General features: G+C 64.0%; 14 protein-coding genes. 5 read left to right on the top strand and 9 right to left on the bottom strand.

Translation table 11 applies throughout. The features are described from left to right. The 5 genes from ACSHXH_RS17430 to ACSHXH_RS17410 form a co-directional block, all read right to left on the bottom strand. Positions 1–413: hypothetical protein (locus ACSHXH_RS17430; protein WP_435673077.1), on the bottom strand; the 413-nt coding region annotated here is incomplete at its 3' end. Beyond that, complete coding sequence (locus ACSHXH_RS17425; RefSeq protein WP_435673076.1) at positions 414–1,232, bottom strand: hypothetical protein; 819 nt, start codon at positions 1,230–1,232, stop codon at positions 414–416. A gap of 127 nt (positions 1,233–1,359) precedes the next feature. Further along, a complete protein-coding gene (locus tag ACSHXH_RS17420) occupies positions 1,360–2,694 on the bottom strand; it encodes an IS1182 family transposase (protein WP_435673075.1) in 1,335 nt (444 codons plus the stop codon). Between the two features lie 225 nt (positions 2,695–2,919). After that, on the bottom strand, positions 2,920–3,381 hold the full coding sequence (locus ACSHXH_RS17415) for a hypothetical protein (protein ID WP_435673074.1): 462 nt from the start codon (positions 3,379–3,381) through the stop codon (positions 2,920–2,922). A gap of 152 nt (positions 3,382–3,533) precedes the next feature. Next, positions 3,534–5,465 carry a fasciclin domain-containing protein gene (locus tag ACSHXH_RS17410; protein WP_435673073.1) on the bottom strand — a complete coding sequence of 644 codons (1,932 nt, stop codon included), beginning with the start codon at positions 5,463–5,465 and terminating at the stop codon, positions 3,534–3,536. A gap of 149 nt (positions 5,466–5,614) precedes the next feature. Here ACSHXH_RS17410 and ACSHXH_RS17405 point away from each other — a divergent pair, with 149 nt between their 5' ends. The 3 genes from ACSHXH_RS17405 to ACSHXH_RS17395 all read left to right on the top strand — a co-directional run bounded on the left by ACSHXH_RS17405 (position 5,615) and on the right by ACSHXH_RS17395 (position 10,008). Next, on the top strand, positions 5,615–6,583 hold the full coding sequence (locus ACSHXH_RS17405; RefSeq protein ID WP_435673072.1) for a hypothetical protein: 969 nt from the start codon (positions 5,615–5,617) through the stop codon (positions 6,581–6,583). 153 nt (positions 6,584–6,736) lie between these two features. Next, the gene (locus ACSHXH_RS17400; protein ID WP_435673071.1) at positions 6,737–7,726 is read left to right on the top strand and encodes a hypothetical protein; all 990 of its coding nucleotides are present in this window, start codon (positions 6,737–6,739) and stop codon (positions 7,724–7,726) included. Beyond that, positions 7,726–10,008 carry a glycosyltransferase family 4 protein gene (locus ACSHXH_RS17395; RefSeq protein ID WP_435673070.1) on the top strand — a complete coding sequence of 761 codons (2,283 nt, stop codon included), beginning with the start codon at positions 7,726–7,728 and terminating at the stop codon, positions 10,006–10,008. Before ACSHXH_RS17400 ends, ACSHXH_RS17395 begins: the two co-directional genes overlap by 1 nt. Before the next feature lie 37 nt (positions 10,009–10,045). On the opposite strand, the gene ACSHXH_RS17390 is transcribed toward ACSHXH_RS17395, so the two are convergent. After that, positions 10,046–10,777, bottom strand: a complete 732-nt coding sequence (locus ACSHXH_RS17390; RefSeq protein WP_435673069.1) for a glycosyltransferase family 25 protein — start codon at positions 10,775–10,777, stop codon at positions 10,046–10,048. 224 nt (positions 10,778–11,001) lie between these two features. Here ACSHXH_RS17390 and ACSHXH_RS17385 point away from each other — a divergent pair, with 224 nt between their 5' ends. Further along, positions 11,002–11,895 carry a glycosyltransferase gene (locus ACSHXH_RS17385; RefSeq protein WP_435673068.1) on the top strand — a complete coding sequence of 298 codons (894 nt, stop codon included), beginning with the start codon at positions 11,002–11,004 and terminating at the stop codon, positions 11,893–11,895. Positions 11,896–11,908: 13 nt separating this feature from the next. Here ACSHXH_RS17385 and ACSHXH_RS17380 read toward each other — a convergent pair whose 3' ends face one another. After that, complete coding sequence (locus ACSHXH_RS17380; RefSeq protein WP_435673067.1) at positions 11,909–12,556, bottom strand: ABC transporter ATP-binding protein; 648 nt, start codon at positions 12,554–12,556, stop codon at positions 11,909–11,911. Further along, positions 12,553–13,782, bottom strand: coding sequence for a capsule biosynthesis protein (locus tag ACSHXH_RS17375; protein WP_435673066.1), 1,230 nt, complete (start codon positions 13,780–13,782; stop codon positions 12,553–12,555). The genes ACSHXH_RS17380 and ACSHXH_RS17375 overlap by 4 nt, the downstream gene beginning before the upstream one ends. A gap of 47 nt (positions 13,783–13,829) precedes the next feature. Here ACSHXH_RS17375 and ACSHXH_RS17370 point away from each other — a divergent pair, with 47 nt between their 5' ends. Continuing rightward, positions 13,830–14,609: an ABC transporter permease gene (locus ACSHXH_RS17370; RefSeq protein ID WP_435673065.1), complete on the top strand. Its 780-nt coding sequence runs from the start codon at positions 13,830–13,832 to the stop codon at positions 14,607–14,609. A gap of 80 nt (positions 14,610–14,689) precedes the next feature. Here ACSHXH_RS17370 and ACSHXH_RS17365 read toward each other — a convergent pair whose 3' ends face one another. Then, positions 14,690–17,011 (bottom strand): glycosyltransferase, encoded by a 2,322-nt coding sequence (locus ACSHXH_RS17365; protein WP_435673064.1) that lies wholly within the window; start codon positions 17,009–17,011, stop codon positions 14,690–14,692. Positions 17,012–17,054 lie beyond the last annotated feature (43 nt).

The raw sequence follows: 17,054 nt of genomic DNA, 5'->3' as shown, positions 1-17,054 counted from the left end.
TGGTGCGTGCGAGCACGCACCCTACGCTTGCTTACACATGTTTGAGCATGACCGTCCGGACCGTCAAACAACGCATAATCATACCTGTATCTGGCGTCTGCCAAACCATTGGCGACCTCAAGAATGCTTTCAAACTGCTCTTTGGTGACTGGAACAGAACAGCTGGCTACTGAATAAAGACCCGGCGTAAGTTTGTTAGACTCATCGACAATTTCCCCCTCAATCGACGAACCAACTCCTCTGGAAACTATTCCTGAAACTGAGCCAGATTGGTTTGCGCCAATTGTTACAGGAAAGTTATCAGAAGTTAAATCGATGAATGTTACATTGACGTGACCAGTGGGTGATACCTCTTCTCCGATCTTGCCGGTCGCGCCATCAAACACATTAAACTGAATTAAATAATCAGACATTTAATCCACACTCATTATAAACAACTGAAATCCATCGCACTCAATTTTATTACTGAGCCTGACCTTCTTTCCTTTAAGTTGATATTCTAGGATGGCATCATAACCATACCGAGACAACGCGTTAAGTTTCTCTATTGTATCTTGCGAAAAAAAATTCACTTCTCTATCCAATAGAGAATTAATATCGAAGCTCTCATCAGAAATGGCCAATACAACGCTAGCCCTCTTCAGGTCACCAAAATAAGTACGCTTTATGTCAACATATGCAAAAGATGGCGAGCTCCACAAAAGAAATCCGGGCCAATTCATTTCAGGCGTCACAAAATTACTTTTTGCCTCTGATCTCGCAGCCTTCGCACGTTCAATCCCTGACAACCAATCTTTATAATTGGTCAATTGGTAATCATTACAAGTTGTACTGCTTTCACTTAATCTATCAGGATGCGTCGGGTGAATCGAGACGCGGCTTGCCACCTCATCCTCAGATAAATCTCCAAATTGAGAGATGTGGCGCTGTCTTATTAATGAGGCATCATCGAGATGAACACGCGCGGAATCCTCAAAAAATAGCCGTAAATTAAACAGAGGATCGCCCATGGAAGAACCAATCCCTGGCACACAAAGCAACGCTACTGCAAAAAGAGAAGATGTTATTCTCCCTTTTCCGTATCTAAGTTTTGTCATTTCTGCCTTCGGTCTTTCATGTCTACGCTCAGGAAACATAGCTTTAAGCTTTTTGGGACGACGGCTAAGAACTCTGGCAACGTCAACTCTGCCAAGCGTGAAAAATGTGTGAAGTTCGTTGGGCGATGTGCTCAAGAGAGACAGAAACGGTCGATATCGGTGAAAAACTCGGCCCAATGAATGTGGTGCCATGGATGAAGGCGCGTTGTCGGCCCCGCCTTGACGACGGGTTTGTTTGGCGGCGTTTTGATCTCTCACGTCTTCATATAGGCACGAGCTTCACGAGGCGTTTGAGGTTTTGGGCTGTTGCGGCGAGGAAGAATTCTTCGTTGGCTCCTGATAAGCCCCGGAGCCGGAGGCGGGTCAGTTTCAGCCATCGTTTCAGATGCGCGAACAGCATTTCGATTTTCTTGCGGCGGGCGCGGGCGGTTTGAAATGCCTCGGTGTCGGCCAGATCCCGAACAATCTGGCGGGCTTCTTCATCCATTAACCGGGTCACAGTCCGTGATGGCGCATCGGTGCACCGGCCGCGTAGCGGGCAGTTGCCGCATTGCGACGCCGTGGCCTTGTAACGCTTCACCCGGGTTTCTTCATTGACCCTTCGCAATGGCAGATCATGACCTTGCGGACAGATGAACACGTCCCGATCGGCATCATAGACGAAAGCATCGCGGGTCAGTTTTCCGTCGGTCTGGCCCTTCCGGTCGAGAACCGGAATGTAGGGCGTGATCTCTCGGCTCAGGAGCCAGGACAGAAAAGGCCCGGTGCCATAGCTCTTGTCGGCCGCGATCGAGATTGGGTCAAACCCGGCAGTCTTACGGTCCAGCATCTCCTTCGCGGCAACGATTTCCTGGCTTAGGCGCGCGGGTGTCGCGGCCACATCGACGATGATAGCGTGCAGATCATCGGCCAGGTAATTCACTTCATAGCTGAACCGCCCCGGCCCGTCCTTCAGCGACCAAGCTGCTTGGGGATCGGTCTCGGAGATGTATTTCGGCGGTTTGTGTTTCGGACCGTCAGGCGGATGCGCCGCTGCGGCCTCAAGGTCATCGAGATAGGCCTGAACTGGGCGGGTGATCGTTTCCATTTCATCCCAGGCGGCCTGGATCGCATCCGGTGTATCGCGCCTGTCGCGGTTGGCATCGGCATGGACGGTGCTGCCATCCACCAGGGCACCCGTGCCGCCGACCAGGCCATTGTCGGCGCAGATAGAAACAACCATCTCGAACACGCGCCGCAGCATGTCGCCCCCAGCAAACCGGCCATGCCGGTTCTTGGAGAAGGTCGACCGCTCGGGCACCTGGCCCTCAAGCCCAAGGCGACAGAACCACCGGTAGGCCAAGTTGAGATGAACTTCCTCGCAGAGCCGAGTCTCGGAGCGAATACCATAGAGGTAGCCGATTAGCAGCATGCGGATCATCAGCTCGGGATCGATCGAAGGACGCCCAATGCGGCTATAGAGCGGTGCGAGCTCGGCGCGCAGGGGTTTGAAGTCGAGAAACCGGTCCACCTGGCGCAGAAAATGATCTTCGGGAACGTGCTCGTCGAGCCGAAACCGGAAAAACAGCTGCCCCTGTTCCTGAACTCGACCCATCATGAGAGCGCCCTCCGATCCAATAAGGCAATTGAATCATCAGGTTAGATCGATATCAAGGTAAATAGTAAGCCCGAGACACAACATCTGGTAGGGTGCTTTTTTCACCGATATCGGTCGTTTCTGACCACCCTCCCCATCCCCCAAAATTCAACACCTTACACCTGCCAAAACCCCCGTCCAAACCCCCTCCGGTTTTGGCAGGGGTCTGACCCGTCCAGCAATGCCCTATCTCACCACATCCGGTTGGCACGGGGCCGGGGTCAGCACTGCGCTATGCGCCGCGCAATCGTCGATGACATAGACGCTCGACATGATGCGCCAATCCAGATCGCCCTGCCGCCGGATCACCGAATGCACCGGGTAGAGCTTGCGCCATGCGCCGCCATCGGCATGGACCAGACTGGCCACATGGGTGGATGTCACCATATCCGCATTGAGGAACCGGGCCTTCACCACGGTGCGCACCACGTCGATGACCTGGGTGTCGTGATAATACCGGCGCAGATCGTCGAACGTGGTGTGCAGGCTGTCCAGATCCGGGATCACCGTCCGGGTGCCCGGGGTCTCGATCACATGGGGCAGACCGAAACAGGCGGCAAACCTGTCGAAATCGCCCAGTGTCAGGGCCCTGCCTGTTTCAAACAACAATTCGTCTGCAATCTCTTCGGCGGCGCAATCCAGCGACATGGCAAAAGCTTTCGGTAAAAAAGGGGGCGTGTCACCACGTCACCCGATTTTACCTGTGCAATCAAGACATCTCTTGGCCGGGGTCCGGTTCTTGCTGTCTCCGACGCCCCGCCAAGGGCGCCGGATGCGGGATGCGGGGGCATCCCCATAGGTCACGCGATGGCAAACGGATCGTCAATCACCCCGACAAGCTGAAAGGTGAACTCGGTCTCACCATTCGCGCCATTGGCATCGGCTGCCGCCTCGGCAATCCGCGCCTGAGCCTCGACCAAAGATGCCGCGCGATCCTCCAGCATATAGGCCGCCATCACGTCTTCGGCGTTGTGCAGATTGCTCAGCCCGTTGATCAGCGCAAAAGACACGCCGATATCGCCCTTGTCCTCGATGGTGCGCACATCCTCGGGCGATCCGGTATTGGCCCGCGCGCCTTCGATCAGCGCCAGCATGAATTCGGGGCGCGTGACCCCGCCGGTTTCAAGCTGGTCAATCCAGAACGCCCGCCCCTCGGCATCGGGTGCCCGCTCCAGAAAATTCTGATAGGCCCGGTCGACAAAATCACCCACCGGCAGATCGGGGGGCATCTTTTCCTGCGTCTCCTCCTGTTCAAAGAACAAAGCCGCGATCTCGGGTAGGCTCACCCCGTTGTTGAGCGAAGTACCCCAGAACAGCAGCCCCCCCGCATCCGGGGCGCGGTCAAAATAGGCCACGTAGAGCTCGGTCAAAACCTGCAACTGGTCCGGCGCAAGCTGCGCCGCCCCGTCCAGAACGGTCAGATCCAATACACCATCGGAAAACTGCACCGCCTCGACCCCGTTCAGGAAATCGGTCCCATCCGCACTGTCGGTCTTGTCAGTGACCGCCACACCCCCGCGCGAGAACTGGAACGCGAAGTCAAAGAAATCACCGTCGATCACCGCCGTGTCGGTGCCGTCACCGCCCAGGATCACATCGCTGCCATCGTCCCCGATGATCGTGTCATCGCCGCCCCCCGCCGAGACGTAATCATCATTGTCGCCCAGCCTGATCCTCTCATCGGTGTCGTCACCGATCACAAAGGCCACCGCATCGTCAGACCCGTTCGACGGCAACAGGTCCACCGGGATCAGCACCCCGTCGATCACATGCACAATCCCGTTTGTGGCGGCGATGTCGGTGGTGATGATAGTGGCATCGGGCAGATCGGGGTCGGCATCCACAAGGGCCGCCCCCTCAACCCCCAGATCCACCCCAAGCAGCGTCTGGATCGACGAAGCCCCCAGCACAGCGTCAGCATCCAGAACCCCGGGTGCCACGTGATAAAGCAGAATATCCGACAAAAGCGGCACCGGGTTGGCCCCTTGGCTCAGCAATGTCACCGCCTGCACGATATAGTCAAACGCGCCCGCCTCGTCGCTGCCCTCAAAGCCAAGCGTCTGGGCTGTGGCGACAAAGGCGGCATCATTGGGCGCAAACACCGTCAGGGCACTGTCCGGATCATCAAGCGCCCGCGTCAGCCCCGCAGCTGTCAGCGCGTTGAACAGCAGATCGAAATCGCTGGCATCCCCGTCAAACACGCCACCGCTGCTGGCCACGATCCCGGTGATCGTGTCGCCGGTATTGCCCGGAATATCGATCGGCAACAGCACCCGGTCGATGCCCTGGATAAACCCGTTATCCGCCACCACATCCGGAAGCACGATCACCGGATCCTGTAAATCCGGCTCTGCATCCCCCAGCGACCCTCCCGAAGGCGCGATCTCGGCCCCCTCCAGCAGGGTGGCAATCCCCTCGGACCCGGTGATTGTCGGTTCGGTGCGCGCGCCCGGGGCGACATGATAGAGCAGGATATCGGTGAGCAACGGAACAGGATCACCGCCCCCCAGATCGCTCAGCGCCTGCGCGATAAAGCCAAAGACGGCATCGCCATCGCTCTGATCACCCGCAAAGCCCAGATCAACGGCCAGCGCGGCAAAGGCGGCATTGGTCGGGGCAAAGACGGTGATGTTTTCTGCGGCGCGCACCGTCTCGGTCAGACCGGCGGTGCTCAGCGCGGTGACGAGAATGCTGAAATCCTCGGACCCGGCGGCGATATCGACGATGTTCATGAAAAATCTCCCTGTACCTAATATACAAGAATACGCAGTGCCCGGCCGCCCGGATGTGTGCTGACACGGTTCTGACAGGAACGTGAGCCTGCGTTATCCCCCGATCCAGCGAGATGCGCGCCACCGCGGGCGGCGCTATCCTGCGCGCTATGGCTCTTCGGTTCGTGCTGCATATCGGTGCCAACAAGACCGGCACCTCCTCGATCCAGCGGATGCTGGCCCTGAACGCGGACGCATTGGCCCGCGCGGGCTGGGTCTATCCCGATTTTCACCTGAACCATTGCGCCCATCACCCGCTGGCCTATGCGCTGGCAGGCCACCCGACCCGCGGGCTGGCCCCGGGCTGGCGCACCGCCTTTGCCAAGGCCACCGCCGATCCGTCCAAGGCTTACGTGATCTCATCCGAGCTGTTCTTCCGCACCGTCCCGCCGCACGCCGCCGCAACGCTGTTTCCGCCGGATCAGACCCGCATCGTGCTCTATCTGCGCGACCACCTGTCCTATCTGGCAAGCTGGTACGCCCAGGCGGTGCAGGAACGCAATCTGACCGCAAGCTTTGACGATTACATCCGCCTCTTTCCCCAATCCTTTGACGGGTTTCTCAAACGCTGGGAGGCCGTCTACGGACCACAGGCCATCACCCTGCGCCCCTTCCGCCGCGACGCCTTTGCAGGCGGCGACATCCGCACCGATTTCCTGACCCAGATCGGCGGGGTGGACGGCATCACACAGCCCGCCGCCGACAGCAACCTGACAATCTCGGGCAATCTGCTGTTCTTCAAGCGGATGCTGAACCACGTGATGAGCTATGACGAAGCCCACAGCCATCCCATCCCGGACGAATTCGGCGCCTATGCCGAGCTAAAGGACAGTTTCCGCGGCCGGTTCGAAACCGGGCCCGAGACCGCCGCACTGGTCTCGCACCTCTTTGCCCACGACCGCACAGCGCTTGCCGCGCGCGGCCTCGATCTTGGCCCGGTGCCAGACAGGATGACAGGGCATCCCTGCCCCGATTATGACAGCCTGCAAGACGACATCGCCCTGATCGCACAGGTCGCCCAGGACACTGGCAAAGCGTTCCAACCCTACGCGCGCCGCCTGCCGGTTTGGCCGGGCTAGGGTTTCTTTGGGCTCCAAATACCTCGGGGGAGGCCGCAGGCCGGGGGCAGAGCCCCCCGCACACCCCACCACGAAACCTGTCGCGTCGTAACTCTTCGTTAACCTTGATCACCGCAAAATCACCGGAACCTCTCCAGCCCCGGACCCGGCCCCATGCGCATCCACATCCCCGACCCCGGCAGTCAAAGCCTCTCTCTTCGGGGGCGGCTTCTGGGCCACGCCCTGCGCGCCCATCTGCACCGGCGCGGCGACACGCTGGTGCCCGCCGTGCCGCGCCAGACCGGCCTGAAGGCGGTACAGGACACCGCCACCCTTGCCGCGCTGCCGCCCACACCACATGCGCCGCAGACCGCCTCGCTGGGTTTGGGCCTGCCCGAGGCGCTGCGCCACGGCCCGGCCACGCTGCTGCTGACACAGCCGCTTTGCGCCGAGTTAGAGACGTTTGGACCCCCCAAAGCGTGGGAGTCGGCAGGCACCCTGCCGCTGGTGCTTCAGGGCTATACCCGCGCCATTGTCATCGACCGGGCGGATGTGGCGGGCTCGATCGGGTTCGCGCCCTGGCTGCCCATCGCGCTGGCCGACCGTTTTCCGGTCACCGCCGATCTGCCCCCGGCCCAGATCCCGGCCCAGCCCCGGACATCACCGCGCCTGCTGATCCTTGATCACGGCGCGCCAACGGGGCAGGCTGATGTGCTGCGCCGCGCGCTGTCCGATCTTGAGGCCCCCCTGCGCTGCGTCACCCAAGACAGCGATCACGCCACGATGGGCGCGGGTCTGGTGGCCGATCTGCACCTGCATCTGGGCTATGGCCCTGACCGCCCCGTGACGGGGCTCTCGCCTTTCGACAGCCTGCTGTCCGGGGCCTATACGCTGATCCTGCCCGCGCCGGGCTGTGGCGCGGGACAGGCGCTGCGCACGCTTTGTGCCGCGCGATCTTATGGCGATCTGGCCCCGAGCCTGTCCGAGCTTGCGGCCCGCGCCCGCAGCTTTCTGGACCGGCTGACCGCGATCCGCAGCGCGGGCGAGGCGCAAAATCCCGAACTGGACCGCTTTGCCACGCTGAACGCCGCCGCGCGCGCCGAAAGCCTCAACCGCTTTGATGCGGTGCTCGACACGCCCCTGCCCCGCGCCGAGGCCGCCTGATGCGGTTGGCGTGGATCTGCCCGATCTCGTCGCGCACCGGCGTCGGCACCTATGCGCAATCGGTGCTGCGCGCGCTGGTGCGCCGCAAGGGGCTTGAGGTCACCGTGCTGCACCCGCCCTGCCCCGAGGAAGAACGGGTGCAGATGCCCTGCCCCACCCTGCCGCTGTCAGAGGCGCTGATCCAGTCCGATCTGCCCGCGCTGTTTGACCTGATGCTTTACCATCTGGGCAACAATGACCGGCATCACGGCATGATCCTGCGGGCGCTGATGGCCCATCCCGGCCCGGTGGTGCTGCATGACCATGTCTACCAGCACATGCTGGCGGGGCTGCATCATGACGGCACCGCCCCGGCACCGGGCTTTGGCGCGCTGATCCACGCGGTGTCGGGCGCGTCGGGGTTTGCATACCTTGCCGCCAGCGGCGTGCTGCGGGCCAGCCCGGCCATCTCCTATGTACCGTGGGAAAGCAGCTGGGCGGCACAGGTGCCGCTGTCCGACATGCTGGCGCGGCTCGCCACCGGGGTGGTCACCCATTCCGACTTTGCCGCCCGTGCTATCGGCGACAGCTATCCCGGATCGGCCACCACGCTCTTCATGCCGCGCCCCGATGTGCCGGTCGATCCCCCCGACCGGACACCCGGCCCGAATGCCCGCATCCGCCTTGCCGCCACCGGCCATATCGGCCCCACCAAGGGGCTGGAGATCCTGATCGACGCGCTGGCCAGCGCCCCGGATCTGGCCGCCCGCTACAGCGTGACCATCGCCGGGCACGCGGGCGATGCACAATACCACCAGCTGCTCGACACCCGGATCCGCGCGCATGGGCTGGGCGACAGCATCCGCCTGCGGACCGACCCGGATGCGGCGGCGTTCACAGCCGTGATGCAAGAGGCGGATCTGTTTCTCAACCTGCGCCGCCCCAACACCGAAGGCGCATCGCTGTCACTGGCCGAGCAACTGGCCAGCGGACGCCCCGCCATCGTGCAGACCTCGGGCTGTTTCGCCAAGATGCCCACATCCTGCGGCTGGCACCTGCCCGCAGGCGCAGACGCACAGGCGCTGGCTGACACGCTGCACGCCATCGCCCGCGATCCCGCCCAGATCGCCACGCGCGGCAAGGCCGCCGCACATTACATGGGGCCGCGCAACACCACCGCCTATGCCGAGGCGCTGGCCAGTTTCCTGTATGCCGGGCAGACCCGCATGACCCGCCGCGCCGCCACCGCACGCGCCCGCAGCCTCCAGCCCGACCCACAAGACAGCGACTGGTACGCCACCTATGGGCACGTGCGCGGCCTGATGTCCGGCGTGATGTCCGGGCGCGGGCTGCTGCCGCCGGATCTCTGGTCCTACCCGGACAAGGATGTGGGACAGTATGTGGCTCTGAACCTGCTCAACACTACCGTGACCGACCCCGACACGCTGGGTCATGCGCTGCGTCAGGGTGGGGCGCTTGCCGCCACGGCGCGGCTGGGGTTGTTGCGGCAAGTGCTGGCGCGGGTCTGCGGTGACACGGGCGGCACAGGCCACCACCTGTCCGATCTGGCCCTGCCGATCCGCGATCCCGATCTCTGGACGGTGATCCTGTGCCTGCCCGCCGCCAGCGCCCTGCCCATGGGGCTTGAGGCGCTGGGTCAACGCTGCGGGCCGGACGTGCAGGCAAAGCTGACCGCATTGGCGCAGCATAACGGCACCGGTTCCACCCTGATCACCTATCTCGAAGGGCGCGGCGATCCGCTTTTGGATCAGCCCGAGATGGCCACGCTCCGCCGTCTGCTGCTGGGGGACAAAGACAGCGCCCTGCCGCCGCTGGAAACCGAGGCCGATCTGGTGCGCATCGCCTGCGGTCCGAACCGGGACGCGCTGCGCTTTGACGGGTTCCACCCGCCCGAAGACAGCGGCATCTGGACCGCGCAGCCCAAAGCCAGCATCCGCGCCCATCCCGCCCCGGACCATCCCGTGACCCTGCTCAGCGGGTCCGCCGCGTTGCTGGACGCCGCCCTGGCACAGACGGCACAAACCGTCACCATCACCGCCACCGAGGAAACCACCGGACGTCACGCAATATGGTCCGACACCCGTGCCACCGGCGCAGACCCCAAGATTGACTGGGCGTTGCCCCTGCCCCGCTTTACCGGGCCACTGCGCATTGATCTGACCCTGCCCGCCTGCCACAGCCCGCGCGATCTGGGCGCCTCGGCCGATCCGCGAAGCCTTGGGCTGATGCTGCATGCCTTGCGGCTGGAAACCACGCCTGCCCGGCTTGCCGCGGCCGAATAACCACGCGCGCCGTCGGACGGGCCATCCGGCCCTCCAATCACGCCAGCTTGCGCGCCAATCGCTTGGTGATCCACCGCCGCCAATAGGATTTGTAGAGCAACCGCCGCAGGCTCTTGCGCCGCTTGTGCTGATGTTTGCGCCGTCCTGCCTCAAGGCTGGATGTGCCCGCCATGCGCCCGCGCTGGGTGATCACCCGGGGATCGCAGGCATAGCTGTCGAATTGCACAATCGCATCCGGCCAATCCGAGGGCTGCACCACCGGCCCGTCGCGGAACGCCAGATGGGCCGCCACCTCGCGCGACACCATATAACCCGTCGCCAGAAACGGCGGCAGCGCCACCCGGTAGGCCCGCACCCCACCAGGCAGGATCAGCCGGTCATGCACCTTCACATAGGTGTTCTTGTGATCGAACAGCAGCAACCCGCAAGGCGGATTGGCCAGCGCCGAGATCAGATCGAAAAACGCCGGCACCGGATCGGCGTCATCCTCCAGCACGATGGCCGAGGGCGCGTCTCCGGCGGCGATACGCTCATAGATCTGGCGGTGCGACAGCGCGCAGGCAAACTCGCCGTCCGACATCGGACGCCCCATGCGCGCTTCTGCCCCGTCCCGGTCCACCCGGTGTTCATGCGCCTCGGGCAGCTTGTCGCGCCCGTCAATGCCCCAGAACACCTCATAGGCCAGCCCGCGCGCCTCCAGCGCCTCGGCCAGCGCCCCAAAGCGTTGCGCCCCTTGAAGGCTCAGGATGTAGATCGGAGGAAACTCCATCAGGCGGGAACCCTTATCGTCGAAGCTGGCACACAGGTCCCCCTTGGGCCCCGAACGTGACCCTAATGCCTAAGGCCAAGTGCCTCAAGCGGTCCAGTGACAGCACCCCCGCCGGGTGTGGCCCCAAAGGCAGGTCCCCGCTTGCAGGTGGCAGCCCCAAGGCAAGGATCGGCAAGACGCAACCTTAAGTTGCAAATGACCCTCAAACGCGCCATGGTCTGCGTATGACATCGCTGCCCCATATCACCGTGCTCATGGGCACCCGCAACGGCGCCGCCCATCTGCGACAGCAGCTTGCCAGCCTTGCCGCGCAGGAGCATACGCGCTGGTCGCTCTGGATCAGCGATGATGGCTCCACCGATGCCACATGGGCCCATATCCGCACATTTGCCAAAGACCAGCCAAATCCGATTGTTCTGCTGCGCGGCCCCCAACAGGGGATGAGCGCGAATTACCTTGGCCTGCTCTGCCACCCCGATCTGCCCTCCGGCCCGGTCGCCTTTGCCGATCAGGACGATCTGTGGCTGCCGCATCACCTCAGCCGGGGGCTGACCGCGCTGAACCAAAGCGCAAGCCCTACCGCCGGGCAGGTCTACAGCGCGCACCGGCTGGTGTGGCGCAACGGCCAGCCCCCGCACACCCTGCGCTGGCGCAGCCCAGAACGCGCCGGGTTTCGCAACGCACTGGTCGAATGCCAGACACCGGGCAGCGGGCTGATCCTTGATCGCCGCGCAGTCGCGCTGGCCCGTCGGGTCGGACGGGTGGATGTGCCGTTCTGGGATTGGTGGCTGGCCCTGCTGCTGACCGGGGCCGGGGCCGGGATGTTGCAGGACGCCCGCCCCGGCCTGTTCTACCGCGCCCATGCGGACAACCACCTTGGCCCCCGCGCGGGCCTGCGCGCAGCACTTTGGCGTTTGAACCGGCTCAGGGATGGCAGCTACCGAACCTGGGCATGCCAAAATATGGCAATGTTAGAGCCGCATATCGCGCATCTGACCCCCGCCAACCAGGACATCCTGCGCCACGCCCTGTCGCTCGCCCCCGGCCCCCGCATGCGCCGCCTCAGCGCCTATCGCCAGTGGCGGCGCGACCGCCTGGCGCTTTGGCTGACGGCATGACCCGCCCACATGGTCACACCAAGGCACGCCCCTGATAGACCGCAATCGCCTCCTCCAGATCGTCGAACATCCGCAACCGTCCGTCCTCAATCACCGCGCCCGCGCTGCACAGCCCGCGCAAATGCGCTGGCGCATGGCTCACCACGATGGCCCCCGCCTGCCCCAATCGCGCCCCAAGCAGATCCGAGGTTTCGCGGCGAAACGCGGCGTCGCCCACCGCCGTGACCTCGTCCACCAGATACATGTCGAACGGAATGCCCATGGAGATCACGAATCCCAGCCGCGCGCGCATTCCGCTGGAATAGCGCCGCACCGGCTGGCGCATCGCGTCCCCCAACCCCGACACATCGCGCACGAACCCCAAAAGGCTGTGGCTGTCCACGCCGTAGACCCGCGCCACGAACCGGGTGTTCTGCGCGCCGGTCAGATCGGGATGAAACGCGCCCGCAAAGCCCACCGGCCAGGACACCGTGCCCTGCCGATCCACCCGCCCGGCATCGGGGCGCAGCGTGCCCGCGATCATTGCCAAAAGCGACGACTTGCCCGCACCGTTGCCCCCCAAAAGCGCCGTGGCCTGCCCCTTTGGAAAGGTGGCCGTGATCCCCTGCGCCACCACCGGGCCACCGGGAAACCGCTTCCACAGGTCGCGCAACACGATCATCCGCGCCGGTCCAGCGCCGCATAGACCGACAGCACCGCCATCCCCCACAACACAAGCGCAAACCCCGCCACCAAGGCCAGCAACCGGCCCCGCCTTGGGTGCTCGGCACGTTCCGGCAAGGTGGGTTGCTGCCACGCCGCCAGATAGCGGCTTTGCCGCCGCGCCTCGGCCTGCGCCAGATCATAGGCACTGCGCGCCGCCGCATAGGCGCGTTCGGCGAAATCCCGATCCGCCATCAACGCCTCGAAACGGCCCACGACGCTGGCAAAGGCATCGCCATCCCCCACAAGCCCAAGCTTGGCCCGTTCCGCCGCGATCCGCTCTTCGATCACCACCACCCGGCGCGCGCCCTGCGCCAGCCGGGGATCGCCCTCGCGGGTGGCCTCGCGCAAGAGATCAAGCGCAATCAGCGCCTCGGCCTGTTGCGCCTGCAAAGTGCCCAAAAGCCCCGCACGGGTCTGAAGATCGACCGCCGGATCAACAAGCTGATGCCGGTTGCGAAACGCCGTCACCTCACTGCGTGCCAGACGCAGCCGGGCTTCGGCCGCATCAAGCGCTTGCGCCGCATCGCGGATCGCATCGGCGCGGGCCACATCGCTCAGCTCATTGATCAGCGCGGTGGCACGCGCCACGATGGCCTGCGCGATGATCTGCGCATCCCCCGGCGCAAAGGCAGTGACGCGCAGCCCGATCAGCCCGGCATGGCTGTCATAGGACACCTGCACACGACGGACCCAATAGCGGTGCAGATCCTCTTGCGCGCCCTGCGCATCAAACGCAAAAACAGGGTCTGTTTCGCCACGAAACAGCGCAGTTCCGGGTTTTGACCAAAGCGCGGACAGGCCCAGATCAGCCTCCAATTCGCTCACCAGACGGCGCGAGGTCAGATATTCGTAAAGAATATCGGTATCGCGCGTACTGCTGCCCGACAGCCCGGCCAATCCGCCCAGCATCTCGATCGCCGCCCCGGTCTCTTCGCGGCGCACGGCAAAGCCCGCCTCGGACGCGTATTGATCCGCCGCCCGCGCCCAAAGATACCACCCGCTCAGCAGCGCCGGCAGCAGCACGCAGATCCCAAAGGACAGCGCCAGCGCCACGTGCCGCCGCGCCCATCGCGCCGGGATCGCCGGCATGGGGGCCTCGGGCCGCAGCACCGGCAGCACCAGACCCGAAGCGCCATGGAACGGCACCATTGGATCGCGGGGGATTGAATTTGAGAGAGTCATGACGTAGCAATTCTTCCTATGCGTGCATTTCGCAACGAAACATCAACATGACCCGAACCGCCCACCCCACCCTGTGGCGGGCTGTTGGGGCGTTGATGCTGCGCGAGATGTCCACCACCCATGGTCGCGTGCCCGGCGGCTATCTTTGGGCGGTGGCCGAGCCGCTGTTCGGCATCGCGCTGTTGTCGGCGATCTTTGCCATTGGCTTTCACGCGCCCGCGCTTGGAACCAGCTTTCCGCTGTTCTACGCCACCGGGCTGCTGCCCTTTCTGGCGTTTACGGACATCTCCGGCAAACTGGCGCAGGCGCTCAATTTCTCGCGGCCCCTGTTCGCCTATCCGGCGGTGGGCGCGTTTGATGCGCTGCTGGCGCGGTTCCTGCTCGCCTGTGTCACCCAGTTCGCAGTGGCCAGCCTGCTGTTGGGCGGTATCGTGTTTCTCAGCGAAACACGCGCCATCCCCGATATCGCCGGTCTGGCACAGGCGGCGGGGCTGCTGATGGTGCTGGGCGGCGGCATTGGCGCGCTGAACTGTCTGCTGATCGGGCTGGTGCCCCTGTGGCAGCGGATCTGGTCGATCGCCATGCGTCCGATGTTCCTGATCTCGGGGGTGTTCTTTACCTTTGAAAGCATCCCCCTGCCCTGGCGCGAGGCGCTGTGGTGGAACCCGCTCCTGCATATCGTCGGACTGGTCCGGCGCGGGCTCTATCCCGGATATGACGCCGCCTATGCCAGCCCGGTCTATGTGCTGCTGCTGGGATTGGGCTGTGCGCTGCTGGCAGGAATCGGACTTGTGCGCTGGTACCGGGACATCCTCAGCGACCTCTGACAGATAGGTCCGAAACGGACCCAATGTTTCGCGCGCGAAACAATAGGACCGGATCGGACCTATTTTTAGGGTGGGGCAGATCACACCCGGCCCCATCGAAAACCCCCTAATCGGGCGTGTTTAGAGACTGCGGCATCCTGTTCCAAGGGCCAGCCCGGCAGAGCGCGCAACGCCGCAAGCATGGCCTCTGCATCGGCCCGCACATCGTTTCGCAGCGCAACCACCCGGCCATTGCTGGCCCGGCGCAGCGCGTCACCCTGCCCGCCCAGATCAAACCCAAGGCAGGGCAGCCCCGTGGCCAGCGATTCCTGCGTGACATAGGAAAACGTCTCGGGCCAAAGCGACGGGATCACCCAACATCCGATGCCATGCCGCGCCACCAGATGCGGCAGATCCGCAAGCGTGTAGCCCCCGACCACCGTAACAGACCGTGGCAGCGGGCACTCAGGTGCCACCTCGCCCAGCACCACCACCCGCGCCTCAGCGCTTTGGGCCAGACGGTGCGCCAAAGCGGCCACGATGGATGCGCCTTTCTGCGCATTGAGGTTTCCCAACACGCCAATCACCCTACGCCCTTCAGCGGCAGGCGACAGGCGCGGCACCGCCCCCAAAGGACCATGCGGGCACAGGCGGACCTTGGGCGCAAGGTCGGGATGCACCCCGGCCACGATCGCGCGGGACGCGTCGGAAAACACCGTCAGGTGATCCGCCCGGTCCAGCGCCACACGCCAAAGCGCCTGCCACTCGGGATCAGGTTCGCTGCGAAACGTGTAATCACGGCTCAGCGGGAAGTAATCGTGGAACATCACCTCAAGCCGCTGACCTCCGGCACACAGATCCAACAGGCGGAACGGAATCTCGTCAGGCGCAGGGTCGCCCACGGCGCAAACATACCCCACATGGCGCGGCCCCGCCCCGCGCAGCAGGTCCTGCACGTCGACAAACCGATCGGTCGCGCCGCGCGTGACACCGGCAGGGGTGTGCAGCTCAAGCTGCCAGCGCATTGGCCCACCGACACGCAGCACCAGCGCCACGGCATGGGACCGCACCCGCTGCTCCAGCCAGCGCGCGGTGCCGCCGCCCAAACCATGCGCCAGATAGACGGGCAGGGGATCCCCGCTCAGACGTGCGCGCGCCCAAAGCAGCCCGGCGCGCAACCGGTCCCCCGCAAGCGGATCGTGGTCCAATGCCTGGGCCACGTCGGCATCATACCGGGGCCAGCGCCGGGACAGGATTTGGGCCGCGCGGGTGCGCAAGCTATGTCTCTGATCCAGCCCGAAACTGGCCGCGCCCACATGGCCAACAAAAAGCCCGGTCTGGCAGACATGCCGTCCGCCCCGCGCGCGGATGCGCTGACACCAATCCACCTCTTCGCCGTAGCCGCGGCCAAACTCTTCGTCAAACCGTGGCACCTGCGCGAGCCATTGCGGACCAAGCGCCATGCAAAACCCCGACCCGGTGGGCAGGATCGGCAAATCAGCACTGCGCGCATAGCGGGCAAGGGCGGCATCCACCGCGTCCACTTCGGTGTTTCGCAGCGCAACACCGGCACAGGCATGAGGCGCGCCCATCAGCTCGCCCTCGTTGGACAGGGGTGTGACGCTGGCCACCCTCTCATCCGCCAGCAGCGGCGCGATCAGCCGCGACGCCCAGCCTTGGGGCAGGGTGACATCGGAGTTGAGCAGGACAACAGGGGTGTCCGGCACCCCAAGCACCGCCAGAGCGGCATTGACCGATACGGCAAAGCCCCTGGGCCTGTCGTGACAGATCAACGCCGCCTGCGCGTGACGCACCACCCAGTCGCGCACCATCGGGCGCAGGGCAGGATCGGTCGATCCATCCTCGACGATCACCACGCGCCATTGCAGGTCGGTCATGGTGGCGATCCGGTCCAGACAGGCGCGGACATGGTCGGCGGCGTTGTGCACCGGCAGGATGATCGTGACCCCGCTGCTGATCCGACACAGCGGCATCCCCGATGCAGACAAGCGCAAAGGCGGCGCCGGCGTTTCATGCGACAGGCCCAGATGGCGCACGGCGCGGGCGCGGGTATGGGGATCGCGGATGCGGGGCAGCAGCGGCAGAACCCGCAACACACGGGCCCCAAGGCCGGGCCAGAGCGCCAGATGCGCGCAGGCCAGCCGCATACCGGTCAGCGCGGGCAACGTTGTGGCGGAAGAGGGGTTTCGCACCGAAACCCGCACAGCCGCGCCGGGCACATGGGGCAGGGACGGGGCCGTGCCAGCGGCGCGGGCCCCGCCATGTTCGAGCATGGCACCGTCTGCATCCACGCAGACACGCCCTTGCCGCAGGACAACAAGCGCCTCCTGCGCGCGGCCAAAGGGCACGGTCAGATGACGGGTGGCATAGCGGCGATAAAGATGTCGCAGACGCAGGAACATGGGCGGGTCTTTCCGGGCACTCGGGGTACCGGCAAGACTGCCG

The organism is Marivita sp., assembly GCF_051251565.1.
GTDB lineage: Bacteria > Pseudomonadota > Alphaproteobacteria > Rhodobacterales > Rhodobacteraceae > Marivita.
The sequence above is the reverse complement of the archived record's forward strand: the minus strand, read 5'-3'. Positions and strand labels throughout refer to the sequence as shown.

What these genes read in the sequence shown, in the direction of transcription:
- ACSHXH_RS17420 (WP_435673075.1), bottom strand. Translation starts at nt 2,694, where the DNA reads ATGATGGGTCGAGTTCAGGAACAGGGGCAGCTGTTTTTCCGGTTTCGG.
- ACSHXH_RS17415 (WP_435673074.1), bottom strand. Translation starts at nt 3,381, where the DNA reads ATGTCGCTGGATTGCGCCGCCGAAGAGATTGCAGACGAATTGTTGTTT.
- ACSHXH_RS17410 (WP_435673073.1), bottom strand. Translation starts at nt 5,465, where the DNA reads ATGAACATCGTCGATATCGCCGCCGGGTCCGAGGATTTCAGCATTCTC.
- ACSHXH_RS17405 (WP_435673072.1), top strand. Translation starts at nt 5,615, where the DNA reads ATGGCTCTTCGGTTCGTGCTGCATATCGGTGCCAACAAGACCGGCACC.
- ACSHXH_RS17400 (WP_435673071.1), top strand. Translation starts at nt 6,737, where the DNA reads ATGCGCATCCACATCCCCGACCCCGGCAGTCAAAGCCTCTCTCTTCGG.
- ACSHXH_RS17395 (WP_435673070.1), top strand. Translation starts at nt 7,726, where the DNA reads ATGCGGTTGGCGTGGATCTGCCCGATCTCGTCGCGCACCGGCGTCGGC.
- ACSHXH_RS17390 (WP_435673069.1), bottom strand. Translation starts at nt 10,777, where the DNA reads ATGGAGTTTCCTCCGATCTACATCCTGAGCCTTCAAGGGGCGCAACGC.
- ACSHXH_RS17385 (WP_435673068.1), top strand. Translation starts at nt 11,002, where the DNA reads ATGACATCGCTGCCCCATATCACCGTGCTCATGGGCACCCGCAACGGC.
- ACSHXH_RS17380 (WP_435673067.1), bottom strand. Translation starts at nt 12,556, where the DNA reads ATGATCGTGTTGCGCGACCTGTGGAAGCGGTTTCCCGGTGGCCCGGTG.
- ACSHXH_RS17375 (WP_435673066.1), bottom strand. Translation starts at nt 13,782, where the DNA reads ATGACTCTCTCAAATTCAATCCCCCGCGATCCAATGGTGCCGTTCCAT.
- ACSHXH_RS17370 (WP_435673065.1), top strand. Translation starts at nt 13,830, where the DNA reads ATGACCCGAACCGCCCACCCCACCCTGTGGCGGGCTGTTGGGGCGTTG.
- ACSHXH_RS17365 (WP_435673064.1), bottom strand. Translation starts at nt 17,011, where the DNA reads ATGTTCCTGCGTCTGCGACATCTTTATCGCCGCTATGCCACCCGTCAT.